Here is an 18951-nt window from a genome sequence, read left to right as displayed (position 1 = left end):
GATGCATTTGCATCCTCTTTTTTGTATGAAGTGTATTAGAACTGGCGAACCGTTTGTCTAATAGCAACTAATTTCGTCATTAAATTTTCGAAGTGATCGAGGTGTAACATATTTGCTCCATCACTCTTCGCTTCAGCAGGATTGAAGTGCGTTTCTAAAAAGATTCCATCAACACCTACAGCAATTCCCGCTTTGGCAACAGTTTCGATCAAATCCGGTCGACCACCTGTTACCCCGCTTGATTGGTTGGGTTGTTGTAGGGAGTGTGTAATATCTAGCACAGTCGTTGCAAATTGTTTCATAGCAGGAATGCCACGATAGTCAACAATCATATCTTGGTAGCCAAACATGGTTCCTCTATCCGTAACCATTACACTTTCGTTGTGGCAATCCAATACTTTTTGAACCGCGTGTTTCATACTCTCAGGACTCATGAATTGTCCTTTCTTTAAGTTGACTACTTTACCTGTATTGGCTGCTGCGACAACTAAATCTGTCTGGCGCACTAAAAAAGCAGGGATTTGTAAAATATCAACGTATTCAGCAGCTAAAGCCGCATCAGAAGATTCGTGAATATCAGTAACAGTTGGTACACCAAATTCTTTTCCTACTTTGGCTAAAATTTTCAATGCTTTTTCATCTCCAATTCCCGTAAAACTGTCGATTCTCGAGCGATTTGCCTTTTTGAAAGACCCTTTAAATACGTAGGGAATTTGAAGCTTGTCCGTTACTTTGATAATGTGCTCTGCAATGCGCATGGCCATTTCTTCACTTTCAATGGCACAAGGCCCAGCTAATAAAAAGAAATTATCAGCTTCTGTGTTTTTTATTAGCGGTATATTTCGGATATCCATAGTTGAGTTTGTATTAGTGTTATTTTCTTTTTGTTTTACCTTTTTGCTTCTTCACTTTAACCATTTCAGGCTTTTGTGCAGCAGCTTTTACTTGATCGTAATTCTTTGTTTTTAAAAAGTACGAAATTATAGTAGTAAAGATAATACCAAATGAGAGATTATTCATCACTCCATTTCTTAAAAATAAGTCAAAAGAAGCGTTTTGTAAGGCCTCTTCAGGTGTCATTTTCGCTTCATTAATCAAGGCTTGTTCTAGCGTCTCCATAAAATGCGGACTCACTTGATTGAATGTGATGAATTGAATGATAGGGAAGAAAAGGGTAATCATTACGCATAACACTAACCCTGTCATAAAAGCCTGTTGCCATTGAATGACGTTATTGTAGTATTCACGCTTTTTTTGGCGAATTCCCAACCAGTAAAAAATAAAGAGTAAAAAACTAAATAGCATTTCATGCAGTACTTCAAAACGCACCTTTTCCGTGTGAAATCCCATTGATTTTCCTATAAACATCCAAACTAGAGCCGCTAAGGTTGCCAAAGCCGCCCATTTGAATTCAATAGAGAATTTTTTCATTGTATGAGCTTAAAATATAATACTTCAAAAGTAAAGTTTTTATTTTATAGGTTAAAATATATTTTTTTATAATTATTTTCCTTAGATTTAATAAGAAGAATGAGAAAATAAAATAAAACAACCACTAAATTATCATTTAATTTAGTAAAAAAAATAATTAGTTATGAAAACCCTTATTTTAATTAGACATGCCAAATCGTGTTGGGACACTATTGCAGAAGATAAAAATAGACCCATCTCCAAAGATAGAGGAGTGCAAGATGCCCTGTTGGTTTCTCATGCCATAGGATCTCTTTTGCCTGAACGATTCATTGTTTGGACCAGTACGGCAAAACGCGCACAACAAACCGCTGCTATCTTTTGTCAAAATCTCGATATCAATCCGACTTATGTCATTGAAAAAGAAGATATTTATACTTTCGACGTCAAGAAATTGGCACGAACGATAAAAAAATGTGAAAATACGCATAATGCACTGATTATTTTCGGACATAATGATGCTATCACAGATTTTGTTAATAAATTTGGTATGGTTTCGATTGATAACGTACCCACATCGGGAGTAGTCGTGATGGACTTCCCCCAAGATGAATGGAAAGAAATTAAAAACGGAACTGTAATAAGTAAAGTTTTTCCTAGAGATTTAAAATAAAAAATGAATACAACTACTGTAACACCAAAATATTATTATGTTGATCGTGAGAAAAGCTGGTTGGCTTTTAACGAAAGAGTTTTACAAGAAGCAGGTGATGTAACAGTCCCTTTACTCGAACGATTGCGTTTTATCGGAATTTTTTCCAATAATTTAGATGAGTTCTTCCGGGTGCGTTACGCTACGATCCGACGTATGGTGTTAACAGGTGAAAGCAACCGCCGATTGGGCAGTGGTGTTGTAGTGAAAGATTTATTGAAGGAAATTACCAATCGCGTAATTGTCCTACAAAATGAAAGTTTACGCATTTTGGCTGAAATTGAAAAACAGCTAGAAGCAGAAAAGATTTTTATATTAAATGAAAAAACAATCAATGACAAGCAAAAAGCTTTTGTCAAAGATCACTTTTTACATACGCTATCTCATGATTTAGTTACTGTTATTCTCAGTGATTTAGCACCTTTTCCTTTGTTGAGAGATACCCATGGCTATTTGGCAGTGAAGCTCGAAGTCGATGAGGAATTGCGTTCAAAGCGAAGCAAAGCCAATAAAAGAGAAAAGAGAACGAGATATGCCATTATTGAAATTCCCAATATTGTCAATCGATTTGTCGAATTGCCATCAGATGATGATAAAAAATACATCATTATGATCGACGATATTATTCGCTATAATTTGGCGTCAATCTTTAGTATTTTTGATTATAAAGCGGAAAACGCGTTTATGATTAAAATTACCCGAGATGCTGAATTAGGGGTAGACACAGATCTTCACAAGTCGTTTGTAGAAAAGATATCGAGTGGAGTTAGAGATCGTAAAGAAGGAGAAATTGTGCGTTTTGTATACGATCAGGAAATGGACCAAGATTTGTTGGAATATCTCCTTGAAAATGTTGAAATTGAGATGAATGATAGTATTATCCCAGGCGGACGCTATCACAATCGTCGGGATTATATGAGTTTTCCGACATTAGGGCGTTCGGATTTAACCTATCCCAAACAGATTCCCGCTGCTGTTGTAGGGCTGGATATGGAAGATAGTATCATCCAGCAGTTGCAAAAACGCGATTACTTGATCTATACGCCTTATCAATCGTTTTCTTATCTCGTGCGTTTGTTGCGAGAAGCAGCTTTAGATCCACAAGTACTGTCGATCAAAATTACGCTTTATCGCTTGGCTAAAAACTCACAAATTATTAGCTCGCTAATCAATGCGGTAAAGAACGGGAAAAAAGTAATTGCACAAATCGAGTTACAAGCGCGTTTTGATGAAGCAAGTAATATTTACTATTCAGAATTAATGCAGTCAGAAGGAGTGCAGTTGATCTTTGGCGTAAAGGGATTGAAAGTACACAGTAAAATCTGTGTGATTGAGCGATTGGAAAATAAAAAGATTAAACGCTACGGATTCGTTTCGACTGGAAACTTCAATGAAAGTTCAGCAAAAATATACACCGATGTAACCCTATTAACCTCTCACAATCAGATTATGAAAGAGGTATCTAAGGTTTTTGAATTTTTGCAAGTGAATTATCGCGTACACAAGTACAAAGACCTTCTCGTATCCCCACATTATACTCGATCAGGATTTAATAAATTAATCGATCGTGAGATACGCAATGCCAAAAATGGATTGCCCGCGTCAATTCGACTGAAAATGAACAGCTTATCCGATTTGAGAATGGTAGATCGCCTGTATGAAGCGAGTAATGTTGGAGTGAAAATACAGCTGATCATTCGCGGTATTTGCTGCTTAGTTCCTGGAATTCCTGGAATGAGTGAAAATATCGAAGCCATTAGCGTGGTGGATCGATTCTTAGAGCATTCGCGCATTTATATTTTTGGAAACAACAACAATCCAGAAGTGTATATTTCTTCTGCTGATTTTATGACGCGTAACTTAGATGAACGCGTTGAAGTTACCTGTCCGATTTACGATGATCGCATCAAACAAGAATTGATCGAAACCTTTGAAATCGGGTGGAAGGGCAATATTAAAACGCGTATTCAATCGGGAGATCTATCCAATAAATATAGAAAGAGAGAAGGGGAAGCGGATTTCCAATCGCAAAAGGAAATGTACCGTTATTACAAGAACAAACTTAAAGGATAATACATGCTAAAAATAAAGAAATATGCAGCCATCGATATCGGATCCAATGCCATGCGCTTGTTGATTATGAATATTGTGGAAGCCAAAGGTAAAGATCCTGTTTTCAATAAGAGTTCATTAATTCGCGTTCCCATTCGTTTGGGGCAAGATGTTTTTACACAAGGCGAAATTAGCATCGAATCAAAACAACGCATGATTGAGGCGATGCAAGCATTTTATTTGTTGATGCGCGTCAATAAGGTAGATCGCTTTATGGCCTGTGCAACAAGTGCCATGCGGGAAGCAGATAATGGACAAGAAGTAGCAGAAGCCGTTTTAGCAGCATCGAAAATAAAAATTAACATCATTGATGGAGAGAAAGAAGCGATGATTATCGCATCGACGGATTTAAAAAACTTCATCAACCAAACGAAGAATGTCATGTTTGTGGACGTTGGCGGGGGAAGTTCGGAGTTTACCATTTTTAAAGAAGGAGAGCCTATAGCCTCTAAATCTTTCCGCAACGGAACCGTGCGTTTGTTAAATGATATGGTTTCTAAAAGCGTGTGGAATGACATACAAAGCTGGGTCAAAGAAGAAACTAAAAATCTTAATGATTTGATAGTTATTGGATCAGGAGGAAATATCAATAAGGCTTTTAAGATGTCTGGAAAAAGTCAGGATAAACCATTGACTTATAGTTATCTGAATCAGCAATTAACTCGTTTATCAGAAATGACGTACGATGAGCGAATTGCCATTTTAGGGTTAAATCCTGATCGTGCCGATGTAATTATTCCTGCGTTGCGCATTTACAGTTTTGCGATGAAATCCAGTGGAGCCAAACAAATTTACGTTCCTAAAATAGGGGTATCTGATGGCATTGTCAAAGCGATTTACTTCGGTAAAATTCCGCTGGAATACCAAACTATTGTTTATTAGTTGAATGTATTTGCTGCTGTATCAAAAAATAAGTACAAATAAAAAACAGAACGCAAAGTGCAATAGCCTTTGCGTTTTTTATGAGTTTTAAAAACAAAGAGTAAAATATCATCAAAACTTCTCAATCGCGCCCAATCCAAATAGCGCAAAATCATACTTCACAGGATCAACAGGATCTAATTCACGTAAAGCCGTGTCTAGCTCTACTAGGGCTTTGGCATCGTTTTGTGTTCGTTTTAGCATACCCAGTTTACGTGCCATATTTCCTGAATGTACATCAAGTGGGCAAGAAAGCTCACTTGGAGATACGCCTTTCCAGATACCAAAATCTACACCAGCATTGTCGTTGCGGACCATCCACCTCAAGTACATGTTAATCCTTTTTGCAGCCGAACCTTTTAACGGATCAGAAATGTGTTTTTGTGTACGCGATTGATGTTGAATCTCAAAAAACAACGTTTTAAATTTAGAGATGCGTTCTTGTAGTGGCAGATCGGAAGTACTAAACACCTTTTCTAGTCCACCGTGATGGCGATAAATATGCTGTAACGCTTGAATAAAAGTAGCGAAGTCAACGCTGTTAAAGGTACGATGAACAAAACCGTCCAAAGCCTCTAAGTGGTCTTCGTTGTGATTCATCACAAAATCATAGGGTGAATTTCCCATGAGATCCATCATTTTATGCGCATTCTTGATAATCATCTTCCGATTCCCCCAAGCAATGGTTGCACTTAGAAAACCTGCAATTTCAATATCTTCTTTTTGTGTGTATAAATGCGGAATCTGTACCGGATCATCCACGATAAAAGAAGGATTGTTGTACAGTAAAACTTTCTCGTCTAAAAATTCTTTGAGTTCTGTTTGATTCATCTAACAAAGCTAGCGAATTATTGTGAGGAACAACAGGAATTGTTCTGCAGAATCGGCGGACATTTTACATTTCCATTGCTGCAAAATACGCAACAATCACCTTATAAGGGTTTTAAGAGTGTCTGACAAGATTTACACACACATAGAAGAATTGACAAGCTGTTGTGGGCATTTCTTCTCGTTCTTGATGTTGACAATTCGGACAAGTTAGGGTAGAGAATAGGATAGACGTCATGGATACCTTACTAAGAAGTAATCAAACCATCAGTCATAACCAACTTGCGATCAGCCATATCTGCTAACTCTTCGTTATGCGTAACAATCACAAAAGTTTGGTTGAACTCATCTCTCAATTGAAAGAAGAGGTTGTGCAAGTTTTCTGCCGTTTTGGTATCTAAATTCCCTGAAGGTTCATCCGCAAAGATGACTTTGGGTTTATTAATTAAGGCTCGAGCAACAGCAACGCGTTGCTGTTCACCCCCTGAAAGCTCAGAAGGGTAGTGATCCATACGATGAGAAACCCCCAAATAGTCTAGTAGTCTTTTCGCCTCTTGTTCGGTTTCTCTTTTGTCTTTTCCTGCAATATAGGCCGGAATACAAACATTCTCTAAGGCGTTAAACTCAGGAAGTAATTGGTGAAATTGAAAGATGAATCCCAAATTTAGATTTCTAAATTTAGAGATTTCTTTGTCATTGAGCTTCAATACATCCGTATCGTTAATGATTAACGAGCTGTTGGGTTGAATCGTCGGTTTGTCTAATGTACCTAAGATTTGAAGAAGGGTTGTCTTGCCCGCACCTGATGCTCCTACAATAGAAATGATTTCTCTTTCCTTAATGTGAAGATCAACACCTTTTAAAACCTCCAATTGGTCATAAGATTTTCTAATATTCGTCGCTCGTATCATACCTTTGTTTTTTGATCGATTACAAAATAACAATGTTTTGAATCAATTAAAAATTAAAAATAGAAAAATATTTCAAATGATTATTGACTTCCGTCGATTATTAATAACTTAGACTGAATTAACAGGGAATAAAAAAAGTAGACAATACATGAAAAAAGCAATATTTGGAGGAGGGTGTTTCTGGTGTACAGAAGCGGTGTTTAAGAGTTTAAAAGGAGTAGAAGAGGTATTACCAGGGTATATTGGTGGTAAAAATGCCAATCCAACTTACGAACAAGTGTGTACGGGTGAAACAGGACATGCCGAAGCAGTTGAGATTACATACAACGAGTATGAAGTGAGCTATACCGAACTGTTAGAGATCTTTTTTGCAACGCACAACCCAACGACTTTAAATAGACAAGGAGAAGATGTAGGTACACAATATAGAAGTGAGATTTTTTATCTGGATGAAGGACAAAAGCAAGCAGCAATAGAGTACATAGGAATCTTAAACGATGAAAAAGTATTTGATCAACCTATTGTTACCCAAGTAAGTCAGGCTTCAACTTTTTATGTAGCAGAAGATTATCACAAGAATTACTTCGAACGCAAAGGAACGGAGAATCCGTATTGTCAAATGGTTGTAAAACCCAAAGTTGAAAAGTTTAAAAAGAATTACGCTTCAAAATTGAAAGAGTAAGCAAGATGACACCACAAGAACAGCTAGAAGCAAAACAAATAAAGAGAAGACAACTCATTACAGGTCTATTCCTTGATTTGATAGGAATGGCAAGTTATTTATTGCCTTTTCTAGGAGAATTTAGCGATGTGATTTGGGCACCAGTTTCCGCGTTCATACTCGCAAAAATGTATCCTGGTAAAGTCGGTAAAGTCGGAGCAATTGTTAATTTTATCGAAGAGATTTCACCTGGATTAGATATTATACCCACTTTTACCTTAACTTGGGTTTACACGTATTATTTTCAGAAGAAAAGTTTCTAATAAAAATTGTTTTTTATTTTGTTAAAATCATAAAGTTTTCTTAACTTTAAAGTGCATCCTACAAGCTGATAGGATGTGAAAAAGGATTGATTAACTATAAACCACATTTTTTATGAGAAACTTATTTGTGATTATTTGTAGCGTTTTTCTATTTGTTAGTTGTAAAGAAACAAAAAACAGTAGAGCGTTGGGGGATGAGAATGCAGGGAAGACTTTAATAGGATGGTACTATTATAATTTAGGGGAAGAAAAGTATGATGATTTGAAACAATATCTCGATGAAGATTTCTTTAAAACAACTACAGAAGCTGACTTTTTTGCTAAATTAAAACAAAGAGAAGCCGAATTAGGACATATCGTGAAAGCTGTTTTTAAAGAAGGTGACCTAACAGAAGAAAACAAAAAAGAAAAAATCAAAGAGTTTGAGTTTGAATATGATGTTCAATACGAAAAAAGTGGTGCTGTTGAAAAATTTCATTTGATTAAAAGAGGAGATGAGTTTAAAATTGCCAAAATCGATTTCTAACATTGTTATCCTTTCATTTATAATATAGAAGAGAGAAGTTCATCAGAGCTTCTCTTTTTTTATTCGTTATCGGTTATCTGTGATCAGTTATCGAAACAACAAACAACAAAAAACAGTACATTTGTTCTATAAAGAAGCAGTAAAATAAGAATATGGAATATTTATACCTATTTATTATTGTTCTCCTATTAATCATAATAGGCATTTTGTTGTACTTTTTGTTCAACTATAACAAGCAACGCGTTGTTTTTGAAAAAGAAAAAGACTTGTTTGACACCAAGTTGAAATACTTGCAGTTAGAGAATCTCGAATCTCGATTAGACCCTCATCTATTTAAGAATATATTAAATTCCATTCAATCTCACGCCTATCAAACTTACTATGCATTAGATAAGATGGCAGGGGTTTTAGACTATATTCTCTACGATAGTCAACGCAAACTAGTCACTTTAAAAGAAGAACATGAGTTTGCCATGCGCCTAATTGATATCAATAAGATCAAACTCAATCCCCTATTTCGCTTAGATGTTCGATCGAATATAGGAGAAATAGAGGCGTTGTATGCAGAAGATTTGGTTGCACCGTTGATCTGTGTTGAGTTGATAGAAAACGCCTTTAAACACGCTGATTTGACGGGAAATGATGCCTTTATTACTATTTTGTTTAAGTTAAAAAACGGACAGTTTGATTTGGTTGTTTCCAACAAGAAATCATCGAAAGGCTCGTTGAGAAAAGAAAAAGGAGGATATGGGCTATCTGCCTTGAGAGAGCGACTGCACTTGATCTATGGCCCTTACTATAAATTGGAGAAATCCGAAGATGAGCAAGTTCATTCCATGCATTTAAAAATAAACTTATATGATTTCAAAGCTAAAATGTATACTCTTAGATGATGAATTACTGGGGTTGAAATATTTGAAAATGCTGTGTGAGCAAATTCCAGAAATTGAGATCGTTCAAGTATTTGATGATCCAACTGCCTTTTTAGAGGTTGCCGGGACATTGGATTTTGAAGTTGCTATCCTCGATATTAATATGCCGGGAATTGACGGACTTAGTGTGGCTCAACTCCTAACCAATAAAGGAGTGATCTTTGTAACGGCCTATAAAGAATATGCATTGGAAGCATTTGAAGTAGATGCAATCGATTATATTGCTAAACCCATTAAGAAGGAACGTTTACAACGCGCCATTCAAAAAGCTATGCGTCAGCTAAAACCGTTGGAGCAAAATACCTCATTGACTATCAATTCCAATAAAGGGAAAGCGATTATCCAATTTGACGATATCCTCTATATTAAAACCTGTGAAAACGACGGTAGAGATAAGGAGATTTATTTAGAAGGAGAGCAACAATTGATCGCAAAGAATATTGCTTTGGATAAGTTAGTTGAAGTCCTTCCTGCATCAAAATTTTGTAGAATCAATAAACGAGAAATTATCGCTCTAAAAATAGTGCGTTTTTTTGGGCATGATTTGATCACAACACAGCTGAATACAGCGAATGGAAAGCCACTTGAACTTACGTTAGGAGTGACATTTAAAACTGATTTCTTAGATAAGATTTAGTTTCATTACAGTAAATTGGTGTTTCATTACAAGAAAGCTTGTTTTGAAATCAGTAAGATACTTTGCGATGTTTATATTTCGGATTTTTGTATTCGAATAATAAATAGTAAATGTCATGTCAAAATATAGGAATTCCCTACTTTATGTTTCAATCATTGGCGGATGTACAGCTTTAATTTATTGGGTAGTTACTCAAGGTTCAAAGTTAGAAGTAGACACCAAAGCCATTGTATCTGAAAATTCGGCTTGGGAAAATTTTCTAGAGACCTTAATACACAATTTAAAAAGCCCTTTAGCTTTACTACTAGCACAAATTGTAACTATTGTCTTGGTAGCCCGAGTATTTGGTTGGATTTGTAAGAAAATTGGACAACCTTCAGTAATTGGTGAAATTATTGCGGGTATCGCTTTAGGACCATCCTTAGTAGGAACGTATTTTCCAGAATTTTCGGAAGTGATGTTTCCAACGCAATCTTTGGGTAATCTCAGCTTTTTGAGTCAAATAGGTTTAATCCTTTTCATGTTCGTAATTGGGATGGAATTAGACCTTAAAATACTAAAAAACAAGGCCCATGATGCGGTCTTAATTAGTCATGCCAGTATTGTTATTCCCTTCGCTTTAGGAATGGCATTAGCCTATTATATTTTTGAATCCTTTGCACCTGCAGGCGTCGATTTCTTGTCGTTTGGTCTGTTCTTGGGAATTTCAATGAGTATTACCGCCTTTCCCGTCTTGGCGCGGATTGTACAGGAAAGAGGACTCCAAAAAACCAGGATTGGAACCATCGTTATTACTTGCGCCGCTGCAGATGATATTACTGCTTGGTGTTTATTAGCTGCCGTAATTGCCATTGTACAAGCAGGTAGCTTTGTTAGCTCTCTTTATATTATTGCACTGGCTTTTCTTTATGTAATCGTGATGCTAAAACTCGTGCGTCCTTTCTTGGCACGTATTGCTAAATATCAAGGAAGCAGTAAATTACTGAGCAAAGGAACAGTAGCAATCTTCTTATTGACATTAATTATTTCAGCGTATTGTACAGAAGTAATCGGGATTCATGCGTTATTTGGAGCGTTTATGACAGGTGCTATTATGCCTGATAATATGAAGTTTAGAACTATTTTTATCGAAAAAGTAGAAGATGTTGCTGTTGTGTTATTCTTGCCGTTGTTCTTTGTATATACAGGATTACGCACAGAAATTGGATTGCTAAATGAACCTTATTTGTGGAAAATTACAGGGCTAATTATTTTAGTAGCTACCGTCGGAAAATTCGTGGGTAGTGCCATTACTGCAAAATTTGTGGGTATTAATTGGCGGGATAGTTTAACGATTGGAGCCTTGATGAATACTCGGGGACTTATGGAGCTGATCGTTTTAAATATTGGTTTTGACCTCGGCGTTATGACCGGTGAGGTATTCGCAATGATGGTGATCATGGCTCTAGCTACCACGTTTATGACAGGACCTCTCTTGGATTTAATCGCCAAAATTTTTGGACCATTAGGAGATGAGCCACAACACAAAGGTGTGGTAATAGGAAAGTATCAAGTCTTCCTTTTCTTTGAAAATAAATTGAGCCTAGCTCCATTGATGCGATTAGCTCATGCCTTTACGGGAAAATCAACCGTTGATACTCGTATCACTGCCATGCATATGATTGATAGTGAAGAACTAAATTCGTTCAATACACAAGATTATGAAGAGGAAATCTTCGAAGCAGTACAGGAGCAAGCAACGGAAATGGACCAAGAAGTGCATACGTATTACAAAGTTTCAAATGATATTGAAAGTGATGTGGTTGGTATGGTACATCAAGAAACGTGTGATTTACTCCTGATTGAAATGGGGTATTCCATTTATCGAGGTTCCGTTTTAGGAAATATCTTGGGCTTTACTACGCGAATCATCAATCCGGATGTATTGTTGAACAAAGTGACAGGTAGGGAAAAATTATTTGAAAATTCATGGTTTAATGCGCGTACACAGCAAATTATGAATCGAACGAAGGTACCGCTAGGAATATTGATCAATAAAGATTTTCAAAAACTAGAACATGTATTCTTACCTATTTTCAGTAAAGGAGATTTGAAGTTACTGCCATATGCACAAAAAATGATCCGAAATAATGAAGTACAAGTATCTATTTTGGATGCGACGGGAGAATTAGAAAATCACACAGAATTTAAAGAAAATATAAGGCTTATTGAACAGTATAAGCCCAATCATATTCGCATCGTTAGCAATAAGGTTGTCTCAAAAGAATTCATTGAAGAATTTGATTTGATGCTGATCAGCTTAGATAGTTGGAAAAAGTTGGTTGAAACAAGAAGTATCTGGTTGAATCACGCACCTTCTATGCTATTGATGCAATCGCTATAACTATTTAGTTATGTTGTTTTATATTAATTTGCAGAAACCTCAAGTCAATGACTTGAGGTTTATTTTTTAGTAGAATCGTAATCTTGTGTCCCTGATAAACTAGCTCCATCATTTTTATTGAGTTTCATAAATACTGTACTAGATAAGATTGTTAAGATACCCATAACTAGAAAAGTATAGTTAAAAACTGCTGTTGGATGATCTACGGTGTCAATACTGCTATTTCGAAAGAGTTGCAGAAACATAGCAGATATTGAAATACCTAAGCTAATTGCTAATTGTTGTGTAACCGAAAGCAAGCTATTAGCGTCGCTAGATGTATTATTGTCTAAATCTGCTAAGGAAATTGTATTCATAGAAGTGAATTGAACCGCATTAAAGGCACCATTGCAGACCATCAACAAAATCATAACAAAAAAAGGTGTATCGTGATTGACAAAGAAAAAGAGACTAATTAAAATACCCGTTGCAATTGTATTGAAGACTAATGTTTTTTTATAGCCAAAACGCTTGACAATAGGAACGACAAAATTTCTTGAAATCAAATTGGATAGCGCTTGGGGAATCATCATCAATCCCGCATAAAAAGCAGAATAACCAAACCCTATTTGCAATAATAGTGGAATCATTAAGGGCATTCCACCAATGCCAAAACGAGTGACTAAATTGCCTATTAAACCAATATTCAGTGTTTTTATTTTGAATAGCTCTAATTTAATCAACGGATGTGTGCTGCGTTTAGCATACCAAATATAGGCAATGATAAGTAACACGGCTAAAACAAATAAACCCACCAATTGAAAGGTTGATAAGTTTGGAGAATTCCAACGCTCAATTACTAAGGTAAGCATTGTCAACCCTCCACTGAATAAGATCCAACCCATGACATCAAAGCGATCTACCTTGTTTGTGAAATTCGGAATAATAGATCGAGCAAGTAGGATTGCAATAATACCAACGGGCAAATTGATTAAGAAAATCCAGTGCCAAGAAAATTTTTCAACCAAAAAACCACCCGCTGTTGGACCTAACATAGGACCAATTAACGCCGGAATAGTAATGAAGTTGATGATTTTGAGTAATTGATCTTTCGGATACGCATAAAGCAGAGTAAGACGAGCGACGGGAACCATCATAGAACCCCCAATAGCCTGAAAAATACGCGCAAAGATCAGTTCATTTAAGGTATTAGATAACGCACAAAACAAAGAACCTAAAGTAAATAAGGCAACGGCAATAATAAAAATACGCTTTGTTCCGAATCGATCTGCTAGCCATCCACTCAAGGGAATTAACAGTGCCACAGTAAGTGTATACGATACAATAATGCTCTGCATTTCTAAAGGGGATTCTCCTAAACTAGCCGCAATAGAAGGAAGCCCTGTATTGAGGATTGTACCATCTAAGGCTTGCATAAAAATGGCTAGAGCACCGAGATAAGGGAGATATTTTTGGACTTTTGGGTCTTGTATTATTCCTGCTTCCATTAAAAAAACATTTCTTTTTTATCGTTTGAAGGTACTATTTTACATTTAGCTTGGCAATATATTTAGCGTAGAATTATAAAAGCAAGGCAAAATGTCAAGCGAAAAAAACTCGAACTGACTGTTGTAAAACGTCAAAAATACAGTAAGCGAGGAGTTGATACTTACTGCTCAATCCAGTTGGCTATCATTTGCCTTCCCTTTTGAGTGATGTAAGATTCTGGATGAAATTGAATTCCTCTAACGTTTTTGGTTTGATGCCTAAAGGCCATAATAACTTGATCACTGCTTATGGCAGTGACAGTTAAGGTTGAAGGAAAACGATCAGGAGCTAATGCCCAAGAATGATACAGTCCCACAACTGTATGATTTTCTATATTGTTAAATAGCAGGTCGGGAGTAACGAGTTCCAAAGCTCTTGCTTGTCCATGAAAAACGTGTTGTACATTGTAGAGCTGGGCACCGTAATATTCGCCAATGGCTTGATGCCCTAAACAAACACCTAAAATAGGCTTTGTATGCTCATAACGTGCGAGAATTTCAAACAAAATAGGGTATGCACTAGGAACATCCGGACCAGGAGAAATTACCAATTGATCATAGCGTTCCAAATCATCAATATTTATCTCATCACTGTACTGAACATGAATGTTGCAACAAGGATGTTCATCAAATAATTGATACAAATTATACGTAAATGAATCGCGATTATCGATAATTAGTATTTCCTTCTTTTGGCTCATAAACAATTTGTATTTTTGACCTTCAATTTTAGTATGAATATGGGCATCAAAGATACAATTATCTCAAAGATGAATAAATTGGGACAGGAAAGAAAACCTTTTTTATTTTTTATTGATTACAAAGGAGAAAAAGGTGAGGTAATTCCTTTAGACACTTTAGATGAAGAAGAAGTATGCTATTATTTCAATACAAAGACCAATATAGAGAAACCTAATGCAGTATTTGTTCCTCTATTACAAGCATATCCACTTGATTATGAATTGTACAAACAAAAATTTGATCAAGTCATGGATCAAATACAAAAGGGCAATACATATCTAATTAACCTTACAGTGTCGACGCCCATTACATTAGAAGGAAGTTTGAAAGATGTTTTCTTTGCGAGTAAGGCCAAATATAAATTGTGGATTAAAGAACAAATGGTTTGCTTTTCCCCTGAAACCTTTGTTCAAATTAAAGATAATCGAATCTATTCCTATCCGATGAAAGGAACGATCGATGCCTCCTTACCTCAAGCAGACCAGTTACTATTACAAGATCCAAAAGAAACAGCCGAACACTATACCATTGTTGATTTAATTCGCAATGACTTAAACCGCGTGGCAAAAAATGTACGTGTAGATCGTTTTCGTTATTTGGACCAACTGAAAACGTCCAAAGGAGAATTATTGCAAATGAGTTCTCAGATTAGTGGAGCGTTAAGTGAAGGGTGGCAAGATTCGCTGGGAGATTTATTTAATCAGTTGCTACCTGCAGGTTCTATAACAGGATCACCAAAGGAAAAAACCGTTCAAATAATTGAGGCAGTCGAAGGGTATCCGCGTAATTATTATACTGGAGTTTGCGGATTATTTGATGGTACCACACTAGATAGTGCAGTTATGATCCGATTTATAGAACAAGTAGACAAGCAGTTTTTTTACAAAAGTGGCGGTGGAATTACCTTTGCCAGTGTTGGTGAAAAAGAATATGAAGAAATTTTGCAGAAAATCTACATTCCCTTATAAAAGATGTAAATGAAGTAAAAAGCCTAGATTATAACGCTGATAAGGGCTATAATCTAGGCTTTTTAGGTTTTTATCTCGCTTCATCGACTTTGTTTTGCTTAGGTTTTTAATACCTCGATAGTAGAAAAAAATTGTTGTAAACATTGAATCGTTGGTGAATCCAATACCAAATTAAATTTTTTTTCTTCTCTTTTTTGTGAAGTATACACAAACAAAAGAGGACCTAGTTGACCGTATAGTGTATTTAATGTTGTAGCCTCTTTATTTTGTGCATAAAGTGCTAATTGTAGTAAAGTATCTAAGTGAATGGTGCTAGGTAAGTAGTCAAGGTGATGTAAAATGTAAAGCTGTAATTTAACTACGAGGCATTTGTGTAATTGATGCGTACTGATAAACATTTCTTTTGTTTGCGGATGTAGATCATTTTGAATAATCTTATCTGATTTCTCTAGGTTTTTTCTCCATAAAGAAGGGTAATCGTGTTCCGATGTCCAGTATTTTTTTTGCCAATGAATCTGTGGGTAGTAATCACTGGAGTAGATGCAATTTTTAGGCTTTAAAATAGGCTTAAAAAAGGCAGCAAATAAATCGGCATGTTCTTGAATATATAAGCGAGTATGGGAGAGGATCGTAAAGTGAATCTCAGTGTCTTTTGTAGCAATAGCATTGCTTATTTCTTGAAATTCTTTGTTTGTTTTTTTCTTAGTTATAACGACAAGGTAACATTGTCGGATTTGCTTCCCTTCTTTAAAATACAACGTCTCGTGAAATTGGTAGATTTCTTCTATCAGGTTGGTCTCGAGTAAAGGAAGTAATTTCTCCTTGTATTTGAAGCACGGCTTATTTTTCTTTTTTTGTTTTGGTTTTAAGGTTATTAACGAGGTTTCTCGATCAATATTGTCAAAGACTTCCAATACAATTTCTCGTAGGTTTTGTTGTATCTTTTCTAGCGCATCGTTCCACATATCATCCTGATCCAAGTATTCTAGTATGTAGTAAGATTGATTTTTGCCTTTTACAAAAAGTGTTTTCATTTGAGGGATAATGTGCTCTAATAAAAGCAACCGATCAGTAAATGAATCACTGGTGTTTTTAACTCCCAAAAAAAGAAGCTCTAGAATCTCAAAACTATAGGCTAAAGACTTCATATAAGCCAAATGACTACCACTAATTTTAGAAGCTACAAAATCATGACAATATCCAGTAAGTAATGTGTGTTTATCTACATATTGTGTCTTAAACCCAGTTATAGGTTTATACAGTCGTTGTTGTAAAGGAAAATCTCTTTGCTGATAAATGATGCGATCTTTCGTTAAGCTTGTTTTAAAAAGTGAATTGCCCATTTGATCATGTAGGGTCATATCCTTTTCATTTAAAACTACAAGCAATACCTGATGTTGATGGAAGATCGATTTGGAGAAACTAGATGAAAAGACGTGTTCCAATCTAAGTTTGTCTGAGGTATACATCCATAGGACGTCAAGTTGCTGAGATCCCCAAATAGGACCAAACCAAAGCGTGTAAAGTAACTTTTCTTCTATACATTGATTCACTTTTTGCAGTAAATCAGCAGAAAACTCAAGTTGAGATTGGAGAGATAAATTTGACTTCATAATAACTGAATTTAAAATATTTGATATTTGTATTATTTTTACTTAAACGTGATATTTGTTGTGTAATTATCATTTTTATGTCGTATTTGTTGGTGTATTTTGTTTATTTTTGTCTTTTAGGTAGAAAACAAATATACGAACGAAGTTTTAGATTTTCCAAAATTATTACATATACTGTTCGTGTATTTTACATAAATTCTTTATATATATGGATAAAATTCAACGTGTCAATGAAGCAGTTAAATGGGTGGTTTTCGAAGGGCTAGCAAAAAACCACACCGATTTAGCACAAAAATTAGGGTACAAAAAGTCGTCTTTTTCTCAAATTATTAATGGACGTGTCAATCTCAGCAACAGTTTTGTCAATAGGCTTGTTACGTTTGCACCAATTTTAAATAGAAAGTGGTTGCTTACAGGAGAGGGTAGTTTGTTTTTATCACAGCCTAAAATTGTGCAGGAAGAAGTGATCAAAGGACAGATGAAAGGAATTAATTTATTGTTAGAAAATGAATCAACCTACTTGACAAAGAGTGATATACCTGAGATTCTTTACAACAAAAGAGGCAATACTTTTACATTTTATCCAGGAGGAAAAATGTATATTGAGGTTTTTAAGATTCCATTTTCTAGACATGCGACTTATAGTGAACACTATTTTGACATAGAACAACTGAAAAAGCATTTTGTCAGCGTAGAATTTAGCATTGATTACTTTGAGTTGGGATATTACCAAGCTTTTGAAGTGATAGGTGATACTATGAATGCAGGAAATATAGAAGATACTCCCAATGGGGCAGAGGTATTAGCCAGAGAAATAAATAGAGATTTATGGGGTGGAGGCTTCAAGCGAACGAAGTATGGTTTTATCTTAGTAACCAAAGATCATATTTTACACAAGGATATTATTCAATACAACGCCAAAACAGAAGTTGTACAGCTATCAAGTCGCAATGCTAATTATTCGATCATGGAATATAATTTAAAAGACGTCCTTCAGATCTTTCATGTGATCAAGCGTTTTTTTTAGGCAAAAAAGGAGAAGTTTTTTAGAACCCAGATGAAAGTACGGAATAAGCGATTCGGAATGGATGAAAGGCGAATACTACAATCTAGTGAAAAATCAACTAGAATTAGGGAGTTGAGGACTTAAAAAATATAGTAATTTTGGTTTTTCAAGTACAAGTTAGCATGCATATTGAATTCATCGCAAAAGAAAGCGTAACCGCTAGTCAGTGGACGGGTGGGCAAACTAGAGAGTATCATATTTATCCTCAAGATGCGGTATATGCCGATCGAAATTTTGACTTTCGAATCAGCAGTGCCACCATAGAGACTATTCCTTCTGAATTTACTAAATTTCAGGGATATCATCGGTATTTGGCTATGCTTGATGGGCAGTTGCAATTAACCATCAATGGAGTAGATCAACAATATGTAAATTGCGAACTGTTTGTATTTAAGTCAACTGATACAATTACGTCTTATACAAAAGGAACTGATTTTAATTTGATGCTTCATAATCGTATTATTGATGAAGTAGTTGAGGTGCGCAATCAACCCTTTAAAACCCATCAACCTTTTATTTTATTATTTGCATTAGAAGCTGACACTGTAGTAATCAATGAAAAAACTTTAGCGATGCAACCTTGGGATGCTGTATTGATTACAAATGAAGAGCAACTAGTAGTAGAGGTAAGGTTACACCAACAAATGATTGTAGGATATTGGTCTATTCCTAAATAAAAGA

Annotated in this window: 19 protein-coding genes and 1 pseudogene; 12 read left to right on the top strand and 8 right to left on the bottom strand. The window is 35.6% G+C overall.

Going from position 1 to position 18951, the window contains the following annotated elements; translation table 11 throughout:
- Positions 1 to 35: 35 nt before the first annotated feature.
- Both kdsA and H4K33_RS11550 read right to left on the bottom strand, forming a co-directional pair.
- Positions 36 to 854: a 3-deoxy-8-phosphooctulonate synthase gene (kdsA, locus tag H4K33_RS11555; RefSeq protein ID WP_182649097.1), complete on the bottom strand. Its 819-nt coding sequence runs from the start codon at positions 852 to 854 to the stop codon at positions 36 to 38.
- 19 nt (positions 855 to 873) lie between these two features.
- Positions 874 to 1431, bottom strand: coding sequence for a DUF4199 domain-containing protein (locus tag H4K33_RS11550; RefSeq protein WP_182649095.1), 558 nt, complete (start codon positions 1429 to 1431; stop codon positions 874 to 876).
- A gap of 163 nt (positions 1432 to 1594) precedes the next feature.
- On the opposite strand from H4K33_RS11550, the gene H4K33_RS11545 reads away from it, so the two are divergent.
- From H4K33_RS11545 to H4K33_RS11535, 3 genes are read left to right on the top strand one after another with little or no spacing between them, the layout of a single operon-like run.
- Positions 1595 to 2083: a histidine phosphatase family protein gene (locus tag H4K33_RS11545; protein ID WP_182649093.1), complete on the top strand. Its 489-nt coding sequence runs from the start codon at positions 1595 to 1597 to the stop codon at positions 2081 to 2083.
- 3 nt (positions 2084 to 2086) lie between these two features.
- A complete protein-coding gene (ppk1, locus tag H4K33_RS11540) occupies positions 2087 to 4195 on the top strand; it encodes a polyphosphate kinase 1 (protein ID WP_182649091.1) in 2109 nt (702 codons plus the stop codon).
- Between the two features lie 3 nt (positions 4196 to 4198).
- Positions 4199 to 5116 (top strand): Ppx/GppA phosphatase family protein, encoded by a 918-nt coding sequence (locus H4K33_RS11535; protein WP_182649089.1) that lies wholly within the window; start codon positions 4199 to 4201, stop codon positions 5114 to 5116.
- Positions 5117 to 5227: 111 nt separating this feature from the next.
- On the opposite strand, the gene H4K33_RS11530 is transcribed toward H4K33_RS11535, so the two are convergent.
- The 3 genes and pseudogenes from H4K33_RS11530 to H4K33_RS11525 all read right to left on the bottom strand — a co-directional run bounded on the left by H4K33_RS11530 (position 5228) and on the right by H4K33_RS11525 (position 6894).
- The gene (locus H4K33_RS11530) at positions 5228 to 5986 is read right to left on the bottom strand and encodes a TIGR02757 family protein (RefSeq protein ID WP_182649087.1); all 759 of its coding nucleotides are present in this window, start codon (positions 5984 to 5986) and stop codon (positions 5228 to 5230) included.
- Between the two features lie 17 nt (positions 5987 to 6003).
- Positions 6004 to 6221, bottom strand: a pseudogene (locus tag H4K33_RS16575) (GDCCVxC domain-containing (seleno)protein).
- Between the two features lie 10 nt (positions 6222 to 6231).
- Positions 6232 to 6894, bottom strand: coding sequence for an ABC transporter ATP-binding protein (locus tag H4K33_RS11525; RefSeq protein ID WP_182649085.1), 663 nt, complete (start codon positions 6892 to 6894; stop codon positions 6232 to 6234).
- Positions 6895 to 7042: 148 nt separating this feature from the next.
- Between H4K33_RS11525 and msrA the strand changes: the two genes are divergently transcribed.
- The 6 genes from msrA to H4K33_RS11495 all read left to right on the top strand — a co-directional run bounded on the left by msrA (position 7043) and on the right by H4K33_RS11495 (position 12356).
- Complete coding sequence (gene msrA / locus H4K33_RS11520) at positions 7043 to 7576, top strand: peptide-methionine (S)-S-oxide reductase MsrA (protein ID WP_182649083.1); 534 nt, start codon at positions 7043 to 7045, stop codon at positions 7574 to 7576.
- 5 nt (positions 7577 to 7581) lie between these two features.
- The gene (locus tag H4K33_RS11515) at positions 7582 to 7878 is read left to right on the top strand and encodes a hypothetical protein (protein WP_182649081.1); all 297 of its coding nucleotides are present in this window, start codon (positions 7582 to 7584) and stop codon (positions 7876 to 7878) included.
- Positions 7879 to 7990: 112 nt separating this feature from the next.
- Positions 7991 to 8404 (top strand): hypothetical protein, encoded by a 414-nt coding sequence (locus H4K33_RS11510; protein WP_182649079.1) that lies wholly within the window; start codon positions 7991 to 7993, stop codon positions 8402 to 8404.
- 152 nt (positions 8405 to 8556) lie between these two features.
- Entirely contained in the window at positions 8557 to 9297 is a 741-nt protein-coding gene (locus tag H4K33_RS11505; RefSeq protein WP_182649077.1) for a sensor histidine kinase, read from the top strand.
- Positions 9263 to 9973 (top strand): LytTR family DNA-binding domain-containing protein, encoded by a 711-nt coding sequence (locus H4K33_RS11500; RefSeq protein WP_182649075.1) that lies wholly within the window; start codon positions 9263 to 9265, stop codon positions 9971 to 9973. Before H4K33_RS11505 ends, H4K33_RS11500 begins: the two co-directional genes overlap by 35 nt.
- Before the next feature lie 115 nt (positions 9974 to 10088).
- The gene (locus H4K33_RS11495) at positions 10089 to 12356 is read left to right on the top strand and encodes a cation:proton antiporter (RefSeq protein ID WP_182649073.1); all 2268 of its coding nucleotides are present in this window, start codon (positions 10089 to 10091) and stop codon (positions 12354 to 12356) included.
- Between the two features lie 59 nt (positions 12357 to 12415).
- On the opposite strand, the gene mdtD is transcribed toward H4K33_RS11495, so the two are convergent.
- A complete protein-coding gene (gene mdtD / locus H4K33_RS11490; protein ID WP_182649071.1) occupies positions 12416 to 13843 on the bottom strand; it encodes a multidrug transporter subunit MdtD in 1428 nt (475 codons plus the stop codon).
- Positions 13844 to 14004: 161 nt separating this feature from the next.
- Complete coding sequence (locus H4K33_RS11485; RefSeq protein ID WP_182649069.1) at positions 14005 to 14583, bottom strand: aminodeoxychorismate/anthranilate synthase component II; 579 nt, start codon at positions 14581 to 14583, stop codon at positions 14005 to 14007.
- Positions 14584 to 14622: 39 nt separating this feature from the next.
- Here H4K33_RS11485 and H4K33_RS11480 point away from each other — a divergent pair, with 39 nt between their 5' ends.
- Positions 14623 to 15591 carry an aminodeoxychorismate synthase component I gene (locus tag H4K33_RS11480; protein ID WP_182649161.1) on the top strand — a complete coding sequence of 323 codons (969 nt, stop codon included), beginning with the start codon at positions 14623 to 14625 and terminating at the stop codon, positions 15589 to 15591.
- A gap of 98 nt (positions 15592 to 15689) precedes the next feature.
- On the opposite strand, the gene H4K33_RS11475 is transcribed toward H4K33_RS11480, so the two are convergent.
- The gene (locus H4K33_RS11475; RefSeq protein ID WP_182649067.1) at positions 15690 to 17204 is read right to left on the bottom strand and encodes a hypothetical protein; all 1515 of its coding nucleotides are present in this window, start codon (positions 17202 to 17204) and stop codon (positions 15690 to 15692) included.
- A gap of 208 nt (positions 17205 to 17412) precedes the next feature.
- Here H4K33_RS11475 and H4K33_RS11470 point away from each other — a divergent pair, with 208 nt between their 5' ends.
- Together H4K33_RS11470 and H4K33_RS11465 are read left to right on the top strand one after the other, a co-directional pair.
- A complete protein-coding gene (locus H4K33_RS11470) occupies positions 17413 to 18231 on the top strand; it encodes a hypothetical protein (protein WP_182649065.1) in 819 nt (272 codons plus the stop codon).
- Positions 18232 to 18368: 137 nt separating this feature from the next.
- On the top strand, positions 18369 to 18947 hold the full coding sequence (locus tag H4K33_RS11465; RefSeq protein WP_255493674.1) for a HutD family protein: 579 nt from the start codon (positions 18369 to 18371) through the stop codon (positions 18945 to 18947).
- The last annotated feature ends 4 nt before the right edge of the window (positions 18948 to 18951 follow it).

It is taken from the genome of Myroides sp. WP-1 (genome assembly GCF_014145635.1).
Classification (GTDB): domain Bacteria; phylum Bacteroidota; class Bacteroidia; order Flavobacteriales; family Flavobacteriaceae; genus Flavobacterium.
The sequence above is the reverse complement of the archived record's forward strand: the minus strand, read 5'-3'. Positions and strand labels throughout refer to the sequence as shown.

What these genes read in the sequence shown, in the direction of transcription:
- kdsA (WP_182649097.1), bottom strand. Translation starts at nt 854, where the DNA reads ATGGATATCCGAAATATACCGCTAATAAAAAACACAGAAGCTGATAAT.
- H4K33_RS11550 (WP_182649095.1), bottom strand. Translation starts at nt 1,431, where the DNA reads ATGAAAAAATTCTCTATTGAATTCAAATGGGCGGCTTTGGCAACCTTA.
- H4K33_RS11545 (WP_182649093.1), top strand. Translation starts at nt 1,595, where the DNA reads ATGAAAACCCTTATTTTAATTAGACATGCCAAATCGTGTTGGGACACT.
- ppk1 (WP_182649091.1), top strand. Translation starts at nt 2,087, where the DNA reads ATGAATACAACTACTGTAACACCAAAATATTATTATGTTGATCGTGAG.
- H4K33_RS11535 (WP_182649089.1), top strand. Translation starts at nt 4,199, where the DNA reads ATGCTAAAAATAAAGAAATATGCAGCCATCGATATCGGATCCAATGCC.
- H4K33_RS11530 (WP_182649087.1), bottom strand. Translation starts at nt 5,986, where the DNA reads ATGAATCAAACAGAACTCAAAGAATTTTTAGACGAGAAAGTTTTACTG.
- H4K33_RS11525 (WP_182649085.1), bottom strand. Translation starts at nt 6,894, where the DNA reads ATGATACGAGCGACGAATATTAGAAAATCTTATGACCAATTGGAGGTT.
- msrA (WP_182649083.1), top strand. Translation starts at nt 7,043, where the DNA reads ATGAAAAAAGCAATATTTGGAGGAGGGTGTTTCTGGTGTACAGAAGCG.
- H4K33_RS11515 (WP_182649081.1), top strand. Translation starts at nt 7,582, where the DNA reads ATGACACCACAAGAACAGCTAGAAGCAAAACAAATAAAGAGAAGACAA.
- H4K33_RS11510 (WP_182649079.1), top strand. Translation starts at nt 7,991, where the DNA reads ATGAGAAACTTATTTGTGATTATTTGTAGCGTTTTTCTATTTGTTAGT.
- H4K33_RS11505 (WP_182649077.1), top strand. Translation starts at nt 8,557, where the DNA reads ATGGAATATTTATACCTATTTATTATTGTTCTCCTATTAATCATAATA.
- H4K33_RS11500 (WP_182649075.1), top strand. Translation starts at nt 9,263, where the DNA reads ATGATTTCAAAGCTAAAATGTATACTCTTAGATGATGAATTACTGGGG.
- H4K33_RS11495 (WP_182649073.1), top strand. Translation starts at nt 10,089, where the DNA reads ATGTCAAAATATAGGAATTCCCTACTTTATGTTTCAATCATTGGCGGA.
- mdtD (WP_182649071.1), bottom strand. Translation starts at nt 13,843, where the DNA reads ATGGAAGCAGGAATAATACAAGACCCAAAAGTCCAAAAATATCTCCCT.
- H4K33_RS11485 (WP_182649069.1), bottom strand. Translation starts at nt 14,583, where the DNA reads ATGAGCCAAAAGAAGGAAATACTAATTATCGATAATCGCGATTCATTT.
- H4K33_RS11480 (WP_182649161.1), top strand. Translation starts at nt 14,623, where the DNA reads ATGGGCATCAAAGATACAATTATCTCAAAGATGAATAAATTGGGACAG.
- H4K33_RS11475 (WP_182649067.1), bottom strand. Translation starts at nt 17,204, where the DNA reads ATGAAGTCAAATTTATCTCTCCAATCTCAACTTGAGTTTTCTGCTGAT.
- H4K33_RS11470 (WP_182649065.1), top strand. Translation starts at nt 17,413, where the DNA reads ATGGATAAAATTCAACGTGTCAATGAAGCAGTTAAATGGGTGGTTTTC.